The sequence below is a fragment of the Solibacillus cecembensis genome (assembly GCF_050272495.1).
Taxonomy (GTDB): domain Bacteria; phylum Bacillota; class Bacilli; order Bacillales_A; family Planococcaceae; genus Solibacillus; species Solibacillus cecembensis.
In genome coordinates, this window is record NZ_JBNNMF010000007.1 from 46,551 (window position 1) to 68,298 (window position 21,748).

Annotated in this window: 14 protein-coding genes; 7 read left to right on the forward strand and 7 right to left on the reverse strand. The window is 38.3% G+C overall.

All coding sequences use genetic code 11. From position 1 onward, the window contains the following. Positions 1-28: 28 nt before the first annotated feature. Positions 29-4,408: an S-layer homology domain-containing protein gene (locus ACQKIH_RS07885; RefSeq protein WP_427764813.1), complete on the reverse strand. Its 4,380-nt coding sequence runs from the start codon at positions 4,406-4,408 to the stop codon at positions 29-31. A 574-nt stretch (positions 4,409-4,982) separates the two neighbouring features. On the opposite strand from ACQKIH_RS07885, the gene ACQKIH_RS07890 reads away from it, so the two are divergent. Then, positions 4,983-6,161 (forward strand): CAP-associated domain-containing protein, encoded by a 1,179-nt coding sequence (locus ACQKIH_RS07890; RefSeq protein ID WP_427765004.1) that lies wholly within the window; start codon positions 4,983-4,985, stop codon positions 6,159-6,161. Positions 6,162-6,397: 236 nt separating this feature from the next. Beyond that, positions 6,398-7,582: a CaiB/BaiF CoA transferase family protein gene (locus ACQKIH_RS07895; protein WP_057985472.1), complete on the forward strand. Its 1,185-nt coding sequence runs from the start codon at positions 6,398-6,400 to the stop codon at positions 7,580-7,582. Between the two features lie 242 nt (positions 7,583-7,824). On the opposite strand, the gene ACQKIH_RS07900 is transcribed toward ACQKIH_RS07895, so the two are convergent. The 3 genes from ACQKIH_RS07900 to ACQKIH_RS07910 form a co-directional block, all read right to left on the reverse strand. Beyond that, positions 7,825-9,285: a Fe-S-cluster redox enzyme gene (locus ACQKIH_RS07900; RefSeq protein ID WP_427764815.1), complete on the reverse strand. Its 1,461-nt coding sequence runs from the start codon at positions 9,283-9,285 to the stop codon at positions 7,825-7,827. 197 nt (positions 9,286-9,482) lie between these two features. Continuing rightward, positions 9,483-9,998 carry a hypothetical protein gene (locus ACQKIH_RS07905; protein ID WP_057985470.1) on the reverse strand — a complete coding sequence of 172 codons (516 nt, stop codon included), beginning with the start codon at positions 9,996-9,998 and terminating at the stop codon, positions 9,483-9,485. A 61-nt stretch (positions 9,999-10,059) separates the two neighbouring features. Further along, entirely contained in the window at positions 10,060-11,439 is a 1,380-nt protein-coding gene (locus tag ACQKIH_RS07910; RefSeq protein WP_427764817.1) for an acetamidase/formamidase family protein, read from the reverse strand. 451 nt (positions 11,440-11,890) lie between these two features. Here ACQKIH_RS07910 and ACQKIH_RS07915 point away from each other — a divergent pair, with 451 nt between their 5' ends. Continuing rightward, positions 11,891-12,355: a YusW family protein gene (locus ACQKIH_RS07915; protein ID WP_057985467.1), complete on the forward strand. Its 465-nt coding sequence runs from the start codon at positions 11,891-11,893 to the stop codon at positions 12,353-12,355. A gap of 71 nt (positions 12,356-12,426) precedes the next feature. On the opposite strand, the gene ACQKIH_RS07920 is transcribed toward ACQKIH_RS07915, so the two are convergent. Next, entirely contained in the window at positions 12,427-13,755 is a 1,329-nt protein-coding gene (locus ACQKIH_RS07920) for an FAD-dependent oxidoreductase (RefSeq protein WP_427764819.1), read from the reverse strand. A 412-nt stretch (positions 13,756-14,167) separates the two neighbouring features. On the opposite strand from ACQKIH_RS07920, the gene ACQKIH_RS07925 reads away from it, so the two are divergent. From ACQKIH_RS07925 to ACQKIH_RS07935, 3 genes are all read left to right on the forward strand, one after another. Next, on the forward strand, positions 14,168-15,112 hold the full coding sequence (locus tag ACQKIH_RS07925; RefSeq protein ID WP_427764821.1) for a Gfo/Idh/MocA family protein: 945 nt from the start codon (positions 14,168-14,170) through the stop codon (positions 15,110-15,112). A 93-nt stretch (positions 15,113-15,205) separates the two neighbouring features. Then, positions 15,206-16,807 (forward strand): gamma-glutamyltransferase family protein, encoded by a 1,602-nt coding sequence (locus ACQKIH_RS07930; protein ID WP_427764823.1) that lies wholly within the window; start codon positions 15,206-15,208, stop codon positions 16,805-16,807. Between the two features lie 282 nt (positions 16,808-17,089). Then, positions 17,090-17,911: a CAP domain-containing protein gene (locus tag ACQKIH_RS07935; protein ID WP_427764825.1), complete on the forward strand. Its 822-nt coding sequence runs from the start codon at positions 17,090-17,092 to the stop codon at positions 17,909-17,911. Positions 17,912-18,011: 100 nt separating this feature from the next. Here ACQKIH_RS07935 and ACQKIH_RS07940 read toward each other — a convergent pair whose 3' ends face one another. Further along, positions 18,012-18,311: a DUF6509 family protein gene (locus ACQKIH_RS07940; protein ID WP_057985462.1), complete on the reverse strand. Its 300-nt coding sequence runs from the start codon at positions 18,309-18,311 to the stop codon at positions 18,012-18,014. Positions 18,312-18,433: 122 nt separating this feature from the next. Between ACQKIH_RS07940 and ACQKIH_RS07945 the strand changes: the two genes are divergently transcribed. Then, positions 18,434-19,609 carry an alanyl-tRNA editing protein gene (locus tag ACQKIH_RS07945; protein WP_427764828.1) on the forward strand — a complete coding sequence of 392 codons (1,176 nt, stop codon included), beginning with the start codon at positions 18,434-18,436 and terminating at the stop codon, positions 19,607-19,609. Between the two features lie 63 nt (positions 19,610-19,672). Here ACQKIH_RS07945 and ACQKIH_RS07950 read toward each other — a convergent pair whose 3' ends face one another. Next, the gene (locus tag ACQKIH_RS07950) at positions 19,673-21,670 is read right to left on the reverse strand and encodes a methyl-accepting chemotaxis protein (RefSeq protein ID WP_427764830.1); all 1,998 of its coding nucleotides are present in this window, start codon (positions 21,668-21,670) and stop codon (positions 19,673-19,675) included. Positions 21,671-21,748: the final 78 nt, after the last annotated feature.

The following is a 21,748-nucleotide window of genomic DNA, read 5'->3' on the forward strand; positions in this document are numbered from 1 at the left end:
GTGCACCCGGTGCAGGTTATTCAACACACTATTGTTGTATATTAAAGGCATTACTAATCGGACGGTATATCAGGCCATTACTCTCATCCTTAGCCCATATGATATTTCCGTATTTATCAAGCGTAAAGATAAAGAAGTTATTCCCTTTTGTAAATATTGGTGTTTCAGGTCCAACTCCTGGTGGTGCGACTAAGTCAAGTTTAACTTGCTTATTTGCTGCGTTCACAGTCCCAAGTGCCCCCGAACCATATGCAAATATATCATTATTTGACGTATTTGGATCCCTTACTAAGTCCATCACAAGTTGTGGATCGACTGATTTTTTCGAACTATCTGTAACTGCATAATAATAAGTTTGTTTTAACGTTAAATCGATATCTAAATACATAATGGCTCTCATTGTTGTCGAAGCTGGCACGTTAGGTGATCCTACATTTTTACCTGTAAGAACGGCATCTTTAATCTCACTCTTAATAATATCGCCTGGCCACTCATACTTACCTATCTTATCTAAAACAAATCCATTTTGATCTACATAGTCATATGCAACAGATTTATCCTCGTCTGTAACTAAAATATCCTTCTTCATCCTCACAGTAAATGTTTGGTTTCCTATTGAATCAGGTTTCGGCTTAATGACTAACTTAGATTGATCTGTAGTTTTTGTACCAACTGTGTAACTTACAAATTCGAATTTATCTGAAAGAGGGTTTCCAGCCTTATCTTCAATAACCAGTATTTCACCAATTTCATATGATCCATTTTGTGGAATTAAAGTTTTATTATATTTACTTATGTCAATATCGCTTTTTTGACGCATAATCGTTTCATTAAAAGTAATAGTGAAGTTTGTTGCATCCGAACTTCTATAAACAATTTGATCATTTGTAATAAACGGCTTCGTCCCATCCGTATAGAATGTTTTCTTCATCATTCCGCCACTTGGTTCATTAGGATCCGTAGATGTCGAATTGCTACGCTGCCTTACAGTAAAGTTACCATACGTATCCTCTGCTGCAATGTAAATACCATATTCCTCATGTGCACCTAATCCTGAAATGTCAAAATCAATCTCACCAAATTTATCTGAGCTTGCCTCTTTTAATGTGCCCTTAATGCTCATAAAACTTGCTTTGCGCTCAGCATCCGATAAGTTCGAACCCATCGTACCATCAACGTCTTTCAGCGTGCCATCTGTATTAAAGTACTCTGTATTAAGCACTCGATTACCATCTGCATCTAAAATAAACTTCTTAACCGGAATGGCATAGAATTTTGCTTTTTCATCGACATTCAATTTTATTTTTACTGCTGTGTCATTATCTTTAATCGATTCTACTCTAATATTCGATACTAATGGTGGCTTCGAATCGCTAATTAATGACTTGCTTTCAATTATCGACAATTGGCCTGAACGGTCTTTTAATACCATATAGATTGAGTAACTTGTAAATGGATCAAGGTTTTTAGGCTTTTCTACATCGAATTTGAATGTACCAAGCTCAGCTGGTTTATCTCCTTCTTTGTATAAATAATCATCCTTACCACCCGTTTGGAATTTACCTGTCACGATTGATGGATCCAGTGAGAACTCATCGACGAAGTCACGGCTTTTAATATCTTTGCCTGTGAAATAGTTGTCCGGTAAAATCATGTAGTAGTACGTACCGGCTTTTTTCGTCGTTACTTCTACTTCATATTTAGTTAGTCCAGTAATTACATTATCAATCTTAATTTCTGGTAAATCCGAATCCTCATGACGATACTCCGCATAGTTACGTGGCACTTGTTGTACTGGCACCGTATCAATATTTTCAAACGGATTTTCTGCTAAGTCCGTTACGCCTGGTAATATCGTTGCACGAATCGTATCGCCTTTTACTAATGCTGTAATTGAAGGAATTGTTAAACGAATTTTCGTTCCGTTTTCTACATATTCAACTTTAGACGGTTTAATTTCCTTTTGTCCAGATACGTTAACAATACCGGTACCTGATAAAATATAGTTATTCACATCTTCAGCAGATTCTTTATCTAACTTTTCACTTACCGTTAATTCAAAAATGCCGTTCTCTCTATCGACAAGTTTTAAACCTGTATCATTTACAAAAGGATGATCTGTATCCGGTCCTTCTGTTTTTATTTCAATATCAGATACAGTACGCATTTTATTGCCCGATGCATCGACCATAACCGCGAAAATTTCGTATGTTGTATTCGGCTGAATCTCTTCTAGGGTTGGCTTTGCTCCGTAATACTTCTCTGTCACAATAATATCGCCAGGTTTCGTTGCTTTTCCTGTACCTGTATGCGTTTTAATAATATCATCCACCGTCGGACCGGCAGCTGATGTTTTTGGTCGAATATAGTAATAGTACGTTCCTGCCTCAGTTGGTGTGATGACAAACTGAACGCGTTTCCCACCATACATCGGATCGCCCTTTTTTAGTTTTAATGTTGGTGGCTGTCCATCAATTGTTGTGAAGTCCTCAGATTCTTTATTTGAAACGTTGTCTGACCCATCAATGACAACGACGTAAATCGTATATTCCGTCAGCGTTTCTAAATCATTGACTGTAAAATTAACCGGCGTGTCTCGCTTTATCGGGCCTTTACCGCTAGATTTACCGCCACCCGTTTTGATTTCATTAATTGAAGGTGGTTTTTCGTCCGTTTTCTTCACCATATAGTAGTACATGCCATCTTCATCCGCTGTTAATGTAACGTTTGCAAGTGTTCCTCCTGCTGTTACTGCTAGATTCAAAATCTTTGGTGCTGTTACATCGGGTACAACCAAATCTTCTTCTGGATCGCGCTCTACTGGGTTACCGTTCTCATCTTCAATCCAGCCAATATTACTATCATCATTTTCGTAGTCATCGAAAATATCATTCACCGATTTATTAGGTGGTATAATTGCGTCTCCGATATAAACATGTTCACCAATATCAATAAAGCCACTGCCTGTTGTGACATATAAATAGTCATAATAACTATCCGTATGGAAGAATACATTTTTCAACGTATTTTTATAAACATACTTAATATCATTTACACCAAATACTGTTACATTTACATCCGTATCGATATACATGGCATTGGCATCTGCATACAACTCATATTGCGTGACATCTCGCTGCACCGTTATACGATCAATCGGGTCCTCTGCTGATACAAACGCACGGTTTTGTGTAATAAATAAGTTGCGCACTGTTGAATTTGAAAAATCCACGTACTTTTCAATTTTTGGCATACGTGTATTATACGGCTGCTTATACAGTGGTTTTGTTGGATCTGGCTTCACCGTTAACTTTTCGTCTTCATCTGGATTTAAGAAGCCTTCCTCAGCTGAATCTGTTGGCTTGCCCCAGTCAATAAAACCAAAGCCATTTATGCTCGCAATCCGTGCATTTTGCAATGGATTCGTCATATAGTTTGCTAATGATTTACGTGGGGTTTCTGCTACTTCTACGCGTCCTGTAAGATCAATATTTTTCAAGCGCAAGTAACTTCCGTTAATAATTAGTTCGCCGCCAAAAGTTGAATAATCTCCATCTAATGCAAGCAAGCTTGTTGATGTGCCACTTGCATTGAGCGTCAATTTAGAAACAGCTGTCAGCGTATTGCTCGTGAAGGTGCCTTCAATATGTGCGCCCTGTAAAATACGCTTGTTGGCAGCATTGAAAATCGAGCTTAGTGACGACGCAATTGTATACGGTACACCGTTTATATATACTTTATCCCCTGTAATATCACCCACTGTATACACTGGAGTTCCTTTATCTGCCTTCTCTGCGCGCCAAATGAATGTTGCCATTTGACCACGTGTAACAGTACTCGACGGCTCAAATGCGATTGGCGTTATTCCTTTTGTGATATTTAAATCGACAAGTGTTTGAATAAAATAGGCATTGGCATTTGTTGCTGGTACATCTTGAAATGTATTTGTCAGCTTCGTAGACACACCAAATCTATAGCCAAGCGACATAATTTTTGCCATTTGACCACGTGTAATATACGCGTCCGGTTTAAAGCTATCATCTGGAAAACCACTAATAATACCTGCTTCTGCTAAAGCGGCGATGTATTTGTAGTTCGGATGTGTCGCTTGTACATCCGTGAACCTTGGATTTTTCGGATTTTTCGTATTAATATCAATAGACAATGCAATCATTCTTGCTACATCTGCACGTGTAATCGCTTCATTCGGACGGAAATTCCCGTTTTCACCTGTCGCGATATTTCGTTTATATAAATCCATTACTGGCTCATAATAATCTGCATTTGGATTTAAATCACCGAATGCATAGGCATGTGTTGGCTGTGGCATTGCTACAATAACGCCGCTCGCTGCAAGTACTGCTGCAACCGATGCTTTTGATAGCTTATGCGTTTTTTTCGAATCCATTTAGAGAGTACCTCCCCTTTTTTAAATTGTGAAGTCAGAATTATGTAACTTGATAACTTTACCCTTCTTATATCGGTCAAATTCTCCTTTTCCTTTATAGAGAAATTGATTCCTTTCCTCCCGAATACAGTATATTTTAATTTCCATTTCATCCATTAAATTCTCATAAAAGTCCGTAGCACCCTCTGCCCAACTGACTTCTATGACCTTTTACTAAACTTTCATTTTCTTAAAAGGGAAAATCTACCCCAAATACCTACAACTAAATATCTGAATTATGAATGGCCTTTTCGCAAAAACACCTCTATAAAGAAATAAACATAAATATACTACTTCGCGTGTAAAATCGCTCCTTCAATCTATTTATTATACAAACATAATCTTAATTTAGTATTCCGCTCTTTCATTTAATTGGATATTAAATAGACCAAAACGTATAAAACCAACGTTACCACAGTGCAATGCAAGCAATATGCTCAATCACCATCCGTGAAATCCCCTATAAAACTAGTATAAGATACTCATGAGTTATATAATATTTTTCGCTTGAAAGGAAATGTTACAATTGAACAAAATGAGTTCCATGATGGGGATTATCATTCCAATCGTATTTAGCGCTACATTAATAATCGCGGGCGCAACCGAATCCAATGAATGGGATTCTTATTCAGATGTTGCCGTAAATAAAGAATGGACCATCACATTTAATAATTCCATCGCAGCGGATTCTGTTAAACACAATGTTTATATACAAGATCAAAAGGCAAATAGAATTGCGATTCAATCCACTGTTTCTAAAAATAAATTAACTATTTCCCCAACGGAAAATTTGCAATACAACACAAACTATAAAGTAGTTGTTACAAATAATTTAAATACAACTGCCGGCAAGTCGATGAACCAAGGCGTCGTTATTCCATTTAAAACGGTGGCCAACAATAATACCCCTTCTACACATACAAGCGTTAAATCATTCCCTACTGAATATGACTTCACATGGGATATGCCCTCTTCGGACTATAGGCAATTTAACTTAGTCGGCACTAAAAATGGACAAACTGTTGCTGGTTACGAAACTACGATTGGACAAGCTGCCTTTGGTATTCAAGTAGGTAGCTCACGTAATACGGTGGTGGCCAAATATGGCAAGCCGCTCAAACATATTAAAAAAGATCATACAAACTACACGCAAACATATATCGATAAATATGATAACGAAACAAGCGGCACGTATTTAATAGATGATCGGTACGTAACATTTTTTTATGATGCGCATAAACAAAATAAGGTACGTTCGATTACATGGGTAGATGCCCAGACCGAAATGGCCAAACCTGGATTTTTTGCGACTCCTTCCGACGAATTACGTGAAGGCTTTGAGCATTTAATGGTCGAGCTAATTAATCAAGCTCGCGTGACGGAAGAGTTACAACCACTTACTTACACACCTGATTTCAATAGCGTTGCACGTAAGCATAGTGCAAGCATGGCCAACAATGATTACTTCGGTCACGTGGACTTAGCTGGTGAACGTGGTGGAGCTCGTATGAAAAATGGCGGTGTCTCGTATTCTTGGTGGGGCGAAAATTTAGCTTACGGTCAATATAGCGCCATTTATGCACATGAAGCATTGATGAATTCCCTCGGTCACCGTGATAATATTTTACGCACAGAGTTTACACATATTTTCGTTGGTGTCGAATTTAACAATAAAAATCAGCCGTACTTTACTATGAATTTTTATTCCATCTAAATTAGTGCCTACCCAATTGAGTCTGATCAATTGGGTAGGTTTTTTACATTAGTCGTCTATGTGTCTAGAAAAGTTACAAAATTAAAACAACAGAACGTTAATTTTCAGAGTATTTTAATAATAGTGTTGCATAGATATATAATTCCACAAAAATAACTGTTATACTACGGATTACCACAAATAAAATCTGTATTATCATAAAATTCCGTTATTAACTACTAAAAGGGGATGGGCAAATGACAATTTTAAATGGCTTAAAGGTACTTGATTTTTGTTCGCTTTTTTCGGGTCCATTTGCGACGATGATGTTTGCTGATTTAGGGGCAGATGTCATCCATATCGAATCGGAACGCCGTGTTGATTTAATGCGCATTATGCCACCATATGATGAAGAGCACGAATCTTTTATTCATCAACATTTAAATCGTTCCAAACGTTCACTTCAGCTCAATTTAAAAACACCTGAAGCAATTGCTATTGTGAAAAAGTTAATTGCAGATTACGACATTGTTATTGAAGGTTTTCGTCCTGGGGTGATGAAGCGACTCGGCATTGATTATGACACGTTGCGCGCCATTAATCCGCGCATTATTTACTGTTCTATTACGGGCTATGGGCAAACTGGGCCGTTCTCCAACCGTCCAGGTCATGACAATAACTATTTATCGGTGGCAGGAGTATTGGATCATTCACGTTTGAAGGATAAAAAACCGATTGCTATGGGCATTCAAATTGCCGATATGGCAGGTGGGGCTATGCATGCAGCAGTAGGGGTGCTCGCTGCTGCATTACACCGCGAAAAAACAGGTGAGGGTAAATTTATTGATGTTTCGATGACCGATGCGATGTTTGCGATGAATGCCGTCTATGGCGCTCAATATTTTGGTAGCGGACGTTCACCACAGCCAGAAGAAGAAATTTTAAACGGTGGAACATTTTACGATTATTACCGTACAAAAGACGGGCGCTATTTTTCAGTTGGAAGCTTGGAACCACAATTCCGCAAGCTCCTTTGTGAAGCACTTGGAATTCCTGAGCTAATCGACAGTAAATTTAAAGATTCAGCTTATACGCAAAAACGCTTTAAAGATGCTGTATCCGATGCTTTTTGTACAAAAACATTTGAGCAGTGGCTAGATATTTTTAATGATGATTTTCATGGCTGTGTGGAACCCGTTTTAGCATTCGATGAAGCTTGTGCGCATCCACAAATTCAGGCGCGAGATATGCTCGTAGACGTACCGAAACCAGATGGCACAATGCAGCGTCAAATCGGAACAGTATTAAAATTTGATGGGATTGAACCAAGTTATCAATTTGTCGGAACAAAAATTGGGGCACATACAGAGGAGATTTTAGAGCAGTATGGATATTCTGCCCAACAAATCGAGCAGCTTGAAAATAACGGCGTGCTAAAATAAAAAAAGGTGTGTCCAAATAATGTTTTGGCACACCTTTTCTATGTTTTTTTCATCCAACTGAAACAAAGGTATTATATACGCCTACACTTGCAACCAAGGATAAAACAATACCTACACAGCTTAATAAAACATACTTCAGCATTCTCATCACCCCTTCTATTAAAATTTTAATAGAAAGACATAGGTATTCGCTGTAAGAAATATCACATGTACGCTTATAATTATATGACAAAATCCGTACATTACATTTTCACTGTCATTCGTTGCTCAATAAACAACCGTAATTTATTTAAATGCTTCGGGATGACTAAATACTTTTTATAAACGCTTAATAACTTTTCTAGTAAAATATCCTGTTCTTCATGAAATAATATTTTGAGTATATTACATACGTGCATAGAGGTCATTTCTGCAATTTGTATGTACGGTCCGTGTCGTTCTAAATAATGCTCTTGCCATGTTTTTAACGATTCCCGAATAAGCTGCGTCGAGCCATCTACTAGCATCGCAATATCTTGCTGAACATTGGCTTCGATTTTATGTAGTTCCTGCATTCCATTAGGTGATTGGAGCATTTCGAAAAGTACCGTGCATGTAGCTAATTCGTGATTTCGAAGTAGCGCAATCGCAATATCAAACTGATTTTCCTTTACTAACGTATCAATGAGTACAAAAAACACATGCTCTAAATAGTTCTCTTTGTAATTTTTCACTATCGCATGTGGCTGCGGATTCATGCTATTCAGCACATCCTGATATTCCACTACTAGCTCAATCGCATGATTATTTAACCGTTCCCCTTCAATTAAATACAGTCCATATGCAATGATCGCTTCATGTTCCTTTTTAAAAATGGCCTCTTGAAAAAGCATATAAGAAAGAAGCGTTTTTTCCTTTTCATTCAGCGCTAAACTCCCACTTGACCAATTGGCTTGTAAAGCATCAATGCATTTTCTCAATCTTAAAAAATGGCGTCTACCACTTGTGAAATGAGTTCTCGCATTTAATAAATGAAGCTGTTTTAACTCAATGGAACGAGGATTTGCACCATCAATTTGCTGCACTAATTTATGAATAATGGACGCCGTTCGATTCATGGTTACATGATGTTGAAGTTGCTGTTTCAAAATCCCCATCAATTCAAGAGGGTGTTCTATTTCGAGTAATGGTACTTGCAAAAATAAGGAATAGAGCTTTTTCGCCAATACATGCCCCCAAAATGATGTGTGCTGTGAATAAATCGGCTGCACAAGGAATTGTTCTTTCACTTTGTACACATAGATGATATCGAGCCCACTTTTTAATTTTGACACGCCAATTGGTTTTGAAAACAGCTGTTCTATAAATTGTTCAAAACGCATTTCTCCGTGAATATGTAAGAAGTTAAATAATTGCTGGCTATTTTTTGGGTTATCAAAAAATTGTTGCACTCGCTCATTTGCCACCTCAATATTGAAATGGGCTTCCTGAAAAGTATCATCTAAAAATAATTTTGCTTTTCCCCAATAGTTTTTAATTAATTGGAAGCAAAACTGCTCTGCTTGGTCTTGATCAATCAAAAATTGCGCACTCGGCAATGTAATGCCCCAACTGCCCTGATGTATTTGGTCGGCTAAAAATTTCTCTAGACAGATTCGTTCCAAGCCTTCCCCTGTTTGTCCGTTGGTTACTTGAAGTAGCTGCTCATCAAATGATAGCAACAAACAAATCCCTCCCCTTTTTTCTACTATTTCCATATAAATCATACAAAAAGTTCGATCCTTTTGATGGAAGTATTCTCTTAAATACGTGCATGAAAAAGCATATCTTCCTTCTATTGGCTTTGTAAATCTTGCCTGCTGCTTGCAACAGTGTCGTTCATACAAAGGCCTTTTAGAGTTCGATATGCTTTTGCACCTATTTAATTTCCTTTTATGTCGGTCACGATGATTTTCGTTGGATTTGCTTGGACCGGTATACTGCGTGTTACCTTTTCGTAAAATACGAACAATAGCTTGCCCGCTAACCATTCCGAACTGACGTACTTCCCCGCTAAATCTACAATTTCCGTCTTGCTCCCTACATGTATCTTTAATTTGAGCTGCTCACTGAATAATCGGTCATCAAATACGCCCACTGACACTTCGCCTTTTTTGCCATACTGTTCAAAAATGACCAATAGTGGGACGACATGTGGCGGTTGAATCATCGGCAATGGGGTAAGTGAATCAACGTAAACAGTAATTTTCCCCTTAACTGGAATAGCTGAGACGCCCAAACGTTGCCCATCCTTTGTCATGAGTGGCGTTTCTGCTGTTACTTGAAAAACAATCGATTTCCTGTCATCTCGATCGCTCAGAGTTTCAATAATCCCAATCCCTGATTGTACGCTAATTGAGATGACTGACGCCTCAATTTTTTTGACTAGTGGTTGCATAACATCATCTCCCTACATTTCTTTTTTTCCTTATTCCCGAAAAGTAGGCTAGAAAAACATTCTAGCAATCATATTGACGTTTGACTGGTTTAAAAATACGCGCTTTTTTAAGTAGTACCTTTGGAATTTGCATCGTCGCTGTTACTACACCCGGATGGCGACCAATTTCAATGGACCCAGTAATTGTTGCGCGGTTTTTCACTTCATTTATGGACAGGTCAAATAACTTTGCCGCTCGCTCCAATGCGTTATCTGTTGCACGATTTAAATCAGCACCCGTCCCAACAATAGATAATGGGTAGCAATCCTCTATTTGCTTCACACCATATTCTTCCGCTAAGTCACGCGCGATACGTTTTTCTTCCTTCGTAAACGGCTTTGCTGTATATGGTAAATCCTCTTCATTTGGCAATAAAATTGGACCTTCTAATGCCACCTTCTTTAGGACATTTACTTGCAATTGTACGATGCCTGAAACATCTGTTGTATGCCCTGCAATTTCTCCGTCGCCCTGCATCGCATGCATATCACCCACATACACACCACCACCAGCAACCTTTACTGGACAAATGAGGACCGCGCCTTCACGTACTCGGCTAATGTCCATATGACCATCCGTACGGTGAATGTTTAACTCGTCCTCTGTCATCGTAAATTCATGTGGTGCCCCGATTAAAAATGTACCAAAATCACCCGCATTATGGGAATCTGGCATCGCTTTTGAAGGTGTTGTCCCCAGTTGACCTACGAACGGACGCATTCTCGCCATCAGCCCAATTAGATCACTTGGACCAAACCCTGCAATTGGATGTTGTATCGACTTTTCAGGGGTACGCATAAAGTCTTTAGCATTTAACGCAATTCGACGAGCCCCCTCCTTGCCTACTGTTAAACCAATTTCACTACCCGGATGGAATGCCATTGTATAACCATTCGTCAGTTTAAAAGGTGTTGTGTCTGTATTGCATGTGGCACAACGAACAGACTCTTGCCCAATTCCTTGCATTACTGTTTTCGGATGCAATTTTCCACATCCTGGACACTTCACTTTCACAAATGGATCGCCAATAAAACGATCTTCCTGCGCTTCATCTGTACCCGACGATGTAGCAAGCGACGTCACTTGAATCGATTTAATTTGAATAATTAGCGCATCCCCAACCTCTGCACCTTCTACATAAACAGGCTTTGTTACTTCATGCCCACCACGAATCGCTGGCGTAATCATTGGCCCCCAGCAACCTGGCGCTGTGTTGGCAATAATCGTCCCTCCATCCTTTAATGGTCCTAACATTGCTGCATATGGATTGAGAACCCCATCTGTAAATTCATTAACAAATAATGTTTCTACAGCTTCTACAGTTGGCTCCTGCACGTTTTCTTGTTCTATTGTAGACTGATCTGTCTGTTGCTCGATTGTTGAAAATTGCTCATTCGACATATGAAACCCTCATTTCTGAATCAAGTATAGTGTGTTGAAACGATAGAAAATCAAAAAAATTCGGTTTAATTAGTTAGATCATTCGCTAAAAATCTTATACTTTCTCCTTAATTGGGAAAGCCTTCCTAATCTCCATTATACAATTTTTAAGTTCAGAATATTAGATTGATTTATGACAAATGAAGATTATTTCTACTTCCTTCTTATAAAGAAGGCATCTTACCTGGAGCAATTAGGGATTTCAAGCGTTTATAATTAAGCAAATGTCGAAATGGACAGTAAAAATTTATTCCCCCATTAAGCACGGTAATATTGTATGCGGCATGTTAAATAGGAATGCCGATAATCAAAAATTTGCATATATACGCACTATTAATACATCAAATTTTGCATCGAATTTTAAAAATTGGGTATATCAATACTATATTGAAAAAAGGAGTCGGATGAACAAATGAAAGTAAATTTACTGTTCGCACTGCCATTAAGCCTTTTATTGCTTGTGGCGTGTAATGATGACAAAGTAACAGAAGTAACAACTACGAAGCAGGAAAATACGGATATGCAAACGGGAGCGAATACGAATAATACTGCTAAAGATGGTGCATTTAGTTTTAACAGTTTTTCATTAGATGTCGATTACGGAATTAATGATAGCTTTGAGGTCGATTATGAAGTCGAAAATAACGTTGTTGAAGCTTCGATTGAGGATCGGGCTAATACTAAATTTGAAGGAAATGACGCTTATTCACAGCTGGCGCCCATTTTCAAATCCTTTATGTTCACATCCGCCTCTACAGATCAAGAGATCATCACCGAAGTATTAGCAGCTTTTAAATTAGATGAAAACTACCATGAGTTTGAAGCAGATATTCATTTTTCTGATGGCTCAATAAAGGAATTTAAAGTTAAGAAGTAAGATTTATTTATAGCAGTTGGAAATCGGGTAACTCCCCTCTTTCCAACTGCTTTTTGATGATTTCAAAAGGTTTATTTCTTGCCGTATCGTTTCGGTGCTTGTTGTATAGGGTCCCATACTCCGTTAAATGGTGGTGCATACGCTAAATCTAAATCCAATAAATCTTCAAATGACATAGCATTAAATAAGGCCGTAGCAAACACGTCGATACGCTTATCTACACCACTTTCACCTACCGCCTGCATACCTAGCAATTGGCGGCTTTGTTGCTCCACTAACATGCGGATTTTCATTGGTTTTACAGGTGGATAATAACTTGCTACATCATTCGCCTCGTAATGATACACTTCTACAACATCATTAAGGTCATCCGCCGCTTCATTCGTTAAGCCTGTCATCCCTATTTGTAAATGAAAGAACTTTAAAATGGATGTGCCTACAATCCCTTTAAATGATTGCTCAACCCCTGCAATATTTAGACCTGCTATACGTCCTTGCTTATTGGCTGTTGTGCCAAGTGGTAAATAATCATCCTTTTGTTTCACCCGGTGATAATGGGATGCACAATCTCCAGCTGCATAAACATTTGGTATGGATGTTTCCATTTTTTCATTCACAATTAACGCACCATTAGCTAACTTGGCAAAACCGGTAGCGAATTGCGTATTCGGTTTGATACCCGTTGCGACAATGACTAAATCTGTTGCATAGCTTCCTTTTTTGGTACGCACACTTTGTATATTTTGCTGCCCTTCAAAGCCTGTAATCTCTTCTTCAAACAATACTTCAATCCCATTTTTAACGGCTTCTTCTAACACCATTTTGGCTAACTCTGGATCAAGGTTCGACATCAGTTGAGCGCTACGTTGAATGATACGCACTTTTAAGCCACGCGCACGAATCGTTTCCGCCACTTCTAGCCCAATAAATCCCGCCCCAATAACTGTAACATGCTCGGTACCAGCTAAATCTTGCATAAGTACAGCCATCTCTGGAATTGTTTTAACATAATGAATGCCTTGTAAATCCCGATTTTCCCAATCTTGCATCGTTGGTGAAGCACCTGTCGCGATTAACAGCCTATCATAAGAAAATTCAAATGCTTCACCGCTATTCACATCCGTAGCATGCACAATTTGAATCTGTGTATTAATTGCTGTGACTTCATGGAAAATGCGTGCATCCATGCCATACTTTCCGCGATACGTTTCCACATCTCTAGCAATTAACTCATCCGTATGTGCTACTTTCCCATTAATTACATAAGGCAATCCACATTGACCATACGAATAAATATCACTGCGCTCTAGCACAAGAATTTCAGCTGTCTTATCATTTCTGTAAATCTCCATTGCCGCGCTCATACCCGCCGCATCTCCGCCAATAATAACTACTTTCATCTTCCCAACTCCTTATCCGCATGTTCCATTAAAAAATTTAATTATTTCGTTTCCTATATGGTTTCTCTCAAAAGCTTATTGTTCCCTTTTCCTTAGAAAAAATTTTTCACTTTCTTGTATACTTTTTTCAATTTCATTTGTTATATACATGAGTCTACTTACAATTAAGTAAAAGATACATCATTTAGCATTCAAATAATCTGTACTGCGCAATTTACCATTTATTAATGCTTCTTCATTAGGACTAGTTGTAGATAAATATTAAACTTTGAAAATCCCTAGGTGCATTTTATTATGCCTAGGATTTTTTTATCATCCATTATATATTTTGCTAAATATCCATATAACCGCCACCCAAAATATGCTAAAATTAATATCAGAAAAGTCTAACTTTTAAAGGAGCTATGTACATATGATTAAAACATCAATTGCAATCATCGGAACAGGTATTGTCGGTGAACGTATCATCAATCAAGCCCTCGATAACCCAAACATAGAAATCACAGCTATTTATGATGAAAATAAAGCGCGTCTTGAGGAACTTTCGGCAAAATACAACGTTCCGACTGTAGCTAGTTTACAAGAATTACTTCAGCTCAAATCTGACTGGGTATATATTGGAACACCACCAATCAGTCATGCACCGCTTGCACAGGAAATTGCAAAACATGGCTTCCATATTTTATCGGAAAAACCGTTAGCACATGATGCAACAGATGGTGAACTAATGGTTCAGGTTGCACAACAAAATAATGTAAAAACGGCGATGCATTTCCCACTCATGTACAGTCCAGCTATTTATCAATTGAAGCAGGAGATAAATGATGAAGAAATGGGCACTATTACAAGCATTGAGTTACATACATATTTCCCTGAATGGCCACGTAAATGGCAACAAAATCCATGGATAGCTTCGCGTGAGCAAGGTGGCTTTATTCGCGAGATTTTCCCACATTATTTCCAGTTAACACATCATTTATTTGGTGATTTATCAATCATTGCACATGAAATAACATACCCAGAAGATATTACTTTATGCGAAACAGGGATTACCGCGCTTGCGAAAACAACAAGTGACATTCCAGTAATTATTAATGGATCCTCTACAGTTGACCAAGAAGAGCGCATTGATTTTATAATTTTTGGTACAAAAAAAGTCGTAACGCTCCGCAATTGGTCACAAGTGTTAATAAATGCGCCGTATGAGGCAGAGCAAGAAGTGATTCCGACTGTTACACCGCAAACATTACTTCAAGCATGTCATGAAGCACTTCATAATGAAGATGCCTTCCTTGTCACGTTTGAAGAAGGACTTAAAATACAGCGCTGGATTGATACATTGATTTCAGAAAAGTAATGCTGCGTTTCACCTAATCTTTAGGTACCCGTTTTTTTACGGTTCCATATAAAAATACACTATTTATAAATGTAACAAAGGGGGAAATTTGAAATGAATTTTTTACACTATCCTTTTCCAAGTAAGCGAAATACGGTCATTGCCAATCGCGGAATGGTCGCAACGTCTCAGCCACTTGCAGCACAAGCTGGCTTAGACATTTTAAAAAGGGGGGGCAATGCAGTTGATGCTGCAATCGCAACAGCTGCAACATTAACGGTTGTTGAACCAACATCTAACGGAATCGGGAGCGATGCATTTGCGCTGGTTTGGATGAAGGATGAGCTATATGGCTTAAACGCATCAGGACCTTCTCCAAAATCAATTTCTAAAGAAGCTTTGAGTGAAAGAGGCTTTGACAAAATTCCAATGCATGGTGTTATTCCTGTCACAGTTCCAGGTGCCCCTTCCGCTTGGGTAGCCCTTTCAGAACGTTTCGGAAAATTACCTTTAACAGAAGTGCTTGCACCTGCTATTTCTTACGCTGAGGAAGGCTACCCTATTTCGGCTACGCTCGGGCAAAATTGGAAAATCGCTTATAAACAATACAAAGAAAAACTAACAACCGAAGAGTTCACGAGCTGGTTTGAGACTTTCTCCATTGATGGACGTCTACCTGAAATCGGTGAAATTTGGAAGTCCCCTGCACATGCGGGGACATTAAGATTAATTGCAGAAACAAAAGGGGCAGCATTTTATAAAGGCGAGTTAGCGGACAAAATTGATGCCTTCATGAAAACGTACAATGGCTTCCTTTCTAAAGAAGATTTAATGAGCTATGAACCAGAGTGGGTAGATCCGATTTCGGTTCATTACAAAGGCTATGATGTGTGGGAAATCCCGCCAAATGGGCAAGGTATTGTAGCGCAAATGGCACTGAATATTTACCAACATGCGGATGCAAAATGGCAAGATGCGGACAGTCTTCACCAACAAATTGAAGCGATGAAGCTTGCCTATACAGACGGAAAAGCATTTGTAACAGAACGTGCCCAAATGCCTGTTGATACGGAAACATTGTTATCAAAAGAATATGGCGAAAAACGCTTTGCTGAAATAACAGATACAGCACTTGATCCAATCCCGTTCGATATTCCAAAAGGCGGTACGGTTTACTTAGCCACTGCGGATGAAGAAGGAAATATGGTGTCCTATATTCAAAGTAACTATATGGGCTTTGGCTCAGGGATTGTTATTCCGAATACAGGAATTTCGTTGCAAAACCGCGGCTATGATTTCTCACTTGATGAAAATCACCCAAATTTCTTGCAGCCTGCGAAACGTACGTATCATACAATTATTCCAGGTTTCTTAACGAAAGATAATAAAGCAGTTGGTCCATTTGGGGTAATGGGTGGTTATATGCAACCACAAGGACAATTCCAAGTAATCACACATACAATTGATGCCCATTTAAATCCACAAGCTGCACTCGACATGCCGCGTTGGCAATGGATGGGGGAAAAACGAATTGAAGTGGAGCCTCAGTTCCCAACCTATTTAGTTCATGCACTTGCACAAAAAGGGCATGATATCCATATTACGCATGACAGCGGTTTATTCGGACGCGGTCAAATTATTTGGCGCGACCAAAAAACAGGTGTCCTCTACGGCGGAACTGAATCACGCACAGATGGCCAAATTGCAGCGTGGTAACAGACTGCTAAAGCAAAATGAACTAAGGTATTTTCAAACATGCCTTAGTTCATCTTGCTAATGACTGCTTTAAATTTAACAAGCACAAACTCTCATAACGGTGTAGGTATTTCAAACTATTTATACATATCATTAACATTTGTGGACACTTTTTTAAACATTAAATACTATATTCGCTTTTGAATTTCATGATTAATTTGTATGATTTATAGAAATACGAGAGAAAACATTCAAAATTACCCAACTATAATGGTATACTTCTGGTAAAAGGAGTGACTTTAATTGAAAAAACTTTTACTATTAACAATGATTCTTTTTTCCTATAATATATTCACTACCCCTGCAGAAGCTGCGAATGTAGGAAATGTTGCTACTACAAAGCCAGCACCAAAATCAAATAATTTAGACGTAACAAAGCTCTACGCAGTGGGTGGTAATTTAAACTACTACATTACAAACTCTAACCATAAGGCATTTGAACTTTCTGTGTTATCAGGGAAAGACCAAATTGGTGGTTACCTGACTAAAAAAGGTACTTCATTTGAAGGTTTTGAAATCGGCAAAGTTTATACAGGAGAGCCAAAAGTTACAAAGAACGGCAAACTGATTTATATTTTAGTAGACAAGCTAAACGGCAATAAAATTGATTCAATTTACTGGGAAAAGACAGATGAAGTATCTGCAAAGAAATTCGAAGCTATGAAAAAAGATACGTCTGCACGTAAATATACAAGCTTAGAGTTTTTACTTGTTGAATTAACGAATGCAACACGTGTAAATAATGGCATTACCCCATTAAAATACGACCATAAAGTGGCGAAAGTGGCGAAAAACCACAGTACGGATATGAGCAAAAACAATTATTTTGATCATTACAGCCCTAAAGGTTTATCGCCATTCGATCGTATTCAAAATGCGGGTTTAAAATTCATTGCTGCCGGCGAAAACTTAGGTGTCAATTTCCCTACAATTTTCGAAGCTCATAATGCATTACTAAACTCTCAAGCACACCGCGAAAACATTTATGAAAAAGCTTTCAAACAAGCAGGTGTCGGTATTACTGGAAACCACTACACAATGAAATTTATTACGTACCCAAAATAATCCTATTGAAAAGGACATCAACTGCAAGCATGCCGGTTGATGTCCTTTTATTTACTAAAAAAAGAAAGTGGACCGAGCTGAAAATGCCTCGGTCCACTTTTTATGCTAATCCTAATTCTGTTTTTAAGTCTTCATGACAAAGAGTTAAAATCATTTGCTGCTCTTCATCTTCTAATTCAAACTCTAAGTAAGCATTGTCTTTTTTATCAATAATGAAATAGCTGATTACGCGCACATTTCCATCTAGTACACCAATAATGGCACGGATTTCAAGACCTGCTTCTGAATAAAGCTCGTCCTCTTCATCAACTTCCACATCTAATAAAAGCTCATAACGCTTGCCTTCTATAATATTCGTTGGATCTAAAATCGTATCAATCGAAAATTGTGTAATATTCATATTCATGCTCCTCTCAAAAAGCCTACCTCTTTAATCATAAACAAAAAATCCCTTAGGTCAAATGAAATCCAAGTGACAGCGCTCGTTTCATATGCCAAACTAGAACTTAAGGAGTGATACATTTGAAAAATCTATTCTATTATCAAGATTCGATGCTCTCTGAATTTAGAGCAAATGTTGTACAAACAGGAACCGAGGAAAACCGAAATTACGTAGTACTCGATAACACTGCCTTCTATCCAACAGGTGGCGGGCAGCCGCATGATACGGGCTGGATTAATGATATTGAAATATTAGATGTCGAAAAAGTGGATGAGGAAATTCGCCATTATACATTAGCGGATGTGACTTCATTAAATGGCGAAATTCACGGTAAGCTCAATTGGACGCGCCGCTTTGACCATATGCAGCAGCATGCCGGGCAACATATTTTAACAGCTGCTTTCGTAGAGCTTTTTGATTTTGCAACAGTGAGCTTCCATTTAGGTACAGAACTTGCCACAATTGATTTAAACACAACAGATGTGACGGCCGAACAATTAGCAGCCGTAGAAAACCGCACCAATGAAATTATTTTAGAAAATCGTCCAATCGATACAAAATGGGTAGATAAAGAAGGTTTAGCTGAATATAATTTACGAAAAGAAGTTAAAGTTGATGCAGATATTCGTTTAGTTATTATTCCAGAATACGATTACAACGGCTGTGGCGGTACACACCCTACTTCTACTGGACAAGTTGGATTAATAAAAATCCTCGCAACAGAAAAAATGAAACAGCAAATTCGCATTCACTTTGTATGTGGACAACGCGTGTTAAAACAATTAGCGATGCGTAAACAAGTGTTAAGCGATGTTGCACGACAATTAAGTGTTCCTGAGGAGAATGCAGCCGATGCTTTACGAAGTTTTGCACAAACAGCTAAGACAAACGATAAAGCACTTGGAGAAGCTCAAGATGCACTACTTGTATTTGAAGCGCGCGAGCTAGCAAAGGATGCGATTGCTGCAAGTGTATTTTCAAACCGCTCCATTCAACAACTACAAAAATTAGCTCGCTTTATCACACAGGAAAATCCTGATGCCATTGCCCTTTTAGTAGCAGAAAACGATGAAAAGTTACAATTCGTTGCTTCTCGTGGATCGAATATTACGCACTCTATGAAAGACATTTCTTCAGCTATCCTACCTATAATTAATGGTAAAGGTGGTGGCAATGATGCCCTTGTACAAGGTGGCGGTGAAAAAATCCTTACTGCCGAGCAGTTACTAGATGAAATGAAAAAGATGCACGTCTAATTAACTTCTCCTTTATTTACAGATCAACAAGGGGCAGTGGTATATACACCACTGCCCCACACCTTATAATTTAAACTGGCGAATCGCCACTTGTAATTCTTGTGCCATCGTTGAAAGTTCCTCGGCTTGTTTAGCCATTTCATCCACTGTATTCAGCTGGCCCGTTGCAGATTGTGTTACATCATGTACATACCCTACTGCTGAGGAAACAGAAGCTGACATTTCCTCCATCGATGCTGAAACTTCTTCCGTATTGGCACTCATTTGTTGTGCGGAACCGCTTAATTCTTCAATTTCGGTCGAGATTTGAGTAACTATCGCGACAATTTCACCAAAACGTTGCTCCAATTGATGAATTGATTGGATACCAAGCGTTACATTTTCTTCACCCGATTCCGCAGCAGTAACGACATTCTCTGTATAGCGTTGGACTTTTTCAATTAAAATATTAATTTGTGCTGCAGAATTTGCTGTTTGTTCGGATAGTTTTCGAACTTCCCCCGCAACTACGGCAAAACCTTTCCCAGCATCACCTGCTCGAGCTGCTTCAATTGATGCATTCAGTGCTAGTAAATTTGTTTGATCTGAAATATCCGCAATCATTTTTGAAATTAAACCAATTTCTAATGATTCTTGCTTTAATTTATGAATAATCTCTAGCTCTATCTCAGTACCTTCCTGAATGGCTTTCATTTGCGTAATCGAATGATGCACCGCTTGATAACCATCACGTACTTTATTTTCAATGATATCTGTATGCTCAGCTACTGTGCTCGCCACTTCTGCAACTTGCTGAATACCCATCGCCATTTGTCCCATCGCCGTTGCACTTTCCTCTGCGGCTTGCGCTTGGCTATTCGAACTATTCCCTACCTCTTCGATTGATTGTACAATCTTTTTAGCGTTCGCTGTTACTCGATTCACATCGCGCATTAGCTCACAAGATGATTCACTGACATTCATTGAACTCGTATGAACTTTCGTAATCATTGTCCGCATACTTTCTACAACTTTTGTTAACGAACGTGATAAAATCCCCAGCTCATCTTGGCGTTTTTGATGCCTTTCATGTGGTTTATGTGTAAAATCACCCTGTGCAATAAATTCACTCACTTTTACTACTTCACGAATTGGTCGACTAATTTGATTTGAAACAACTACTGCAAATAATAAACCAACGAATAGTACACTGAATGTAGAAATCGTTAAAATAATCTTCATTCGATTTAAGCTAACAAACATTTCTTGCTCAGCTGCTATAATACCCATCGACCAATTATTCCCCAAATTATAATAACCTAAAAAGCGGTTCTCCTTATCAGTATGAGCAAATTCGAAAAATCCCTCTTCATCACTTATCATTTTCTCAATTGCTAAAGCCTCACCTGTCATGTCGCCTGTTTCTTTTGCTTCAGCTAAAAAGTTCTTTTGTTCTTTTACATATTCGGAATTTGGATGTGCTTGAATTACTCCTTCTTTGTTCACTAAAAAGGCGTAACCTGTTTCACCAACTACGATATCATCTAAAACCGTTGATAAAAAATAACCATCCATTCGCGCTAGTAATAATGCCTTTTCACCTGTTGTTGTCGCAATTGGTGTCGCAATCATAATAACTGGCTCATTTGTTATACGGCTAATAATAATATCCGACATCACCGTTTCTCCTTGAAAGGCTTCCGTAATATATGAACGATCTGCTAAATCTGCTGTGCTTCCATCTAAATAACGCGCTACACCTTTTGCGTCCACAATGCCAAACCCTATATAATCTTCACTTTCAGCAAGGCGCTTTTCTAAGTACGAGGATTGCTCATCAAAATTCATATTTTGAATAACAGCTTGTTCTGCAATGCTTTCGACTTCTGTATTCGTACGTTTAAAAAACTCTTCTATGTAATGTGAAACATCTCCCGCCTTAGATTGCAGGTTATCTTGAATTTGTATTTCTAATGCATTGTAACTATTGTAATAGCTAGATACGGCCATAATTGCACATGATACCGTTAATAATATAATAATTGATAATGTTAGCTTTGCACCTATACTTTTAAGTCGCATTCGTTTCCCTCCAATTACATTTTTAACCATTTATTACACCTTTATATCCGTTTTCACGGACACTCTAAAATACCCTAT

Bases quoted from the DNA above. Each gene is read 5' to 3' on its own strand.
- ACQKIH_RS07885 (WP_427764813.1), bottom strand. From the start codon at position 4,408: ATGGATTCGAAAAAAACGCATAAGCTATCAAAAGCATCGGTTGCAGCA.
- ACQKIH_RS07890 (WP_427765004.1), top strand. From the start codon at position 4,983: ATGAGTTCCATGATGGGGATTATCATTCCAATCGTATTTAGCGCTACA.
- ACQKIH_RS07895 (WP_057985472.1), top strand. From the start codon at position 6,398: ATGACAATTTTAAATGGCTTAAAGGTACTTGATTTTTGTTCGCTTTTT.
- ACQKIH_RS07905 (WP_057985470.1), bottom strand. From the start codon at position 9,998: ATGCAACCACTAGTCAAAAAAATTGAGGCGTCAGTCATCTCAATTAGC.
- ACQKIH_RS07910 (WP_427764817.1), bottom strand. From the start codon at position 11,439: ATGTCGAATGAGCAATTTTCAACAATCGAGCAACAGACAGATCAGTCT.
- ACQKIH_RS07915 (WP_057985467.1), top strand. From the start codon at position 11,891: ATGAAAGTAAATTTACTGTTCGCACTGCCATTAAGCCTTTTATTGCTT.
- ACQKIH_RS07920 (WP_427764819.1), bottom strand. From the start codon at position 13,755: ATGAAAGTAGTTATTATTGGCGGAGATGCGGCGGGTATGAGCGCGGCA.
- ACQKIH_RS07925 (WP_427764821.1), top strand. From the start codon at position 14,168: ATGATTAAAACATCAATTGCAATCATCGGAACAGGTATTGTCGGTGAA.
- ACQKIH_RS07930 (WP_427764823.1), top strand. From the start codon at position 15,206: ATGAATTTTTTACACTATCCTTTTCCAAGTAAGCGAAATACGGTCATT.
- ACQKIH_RS07940 (WP_057985462.1), bottom strand. From the start codon at position 18,311: ATGAATATTACACAATTTTCGATTGATACGATTTTAGATCCAACGAAT.
- ACQKIH_RS07950 (WP_427764830.1), bottom strand. From the start codon at position 21,670: ATGCGACTTAAAAGTATAGGTGCAAAGCTAACATTATCAATTATTATA.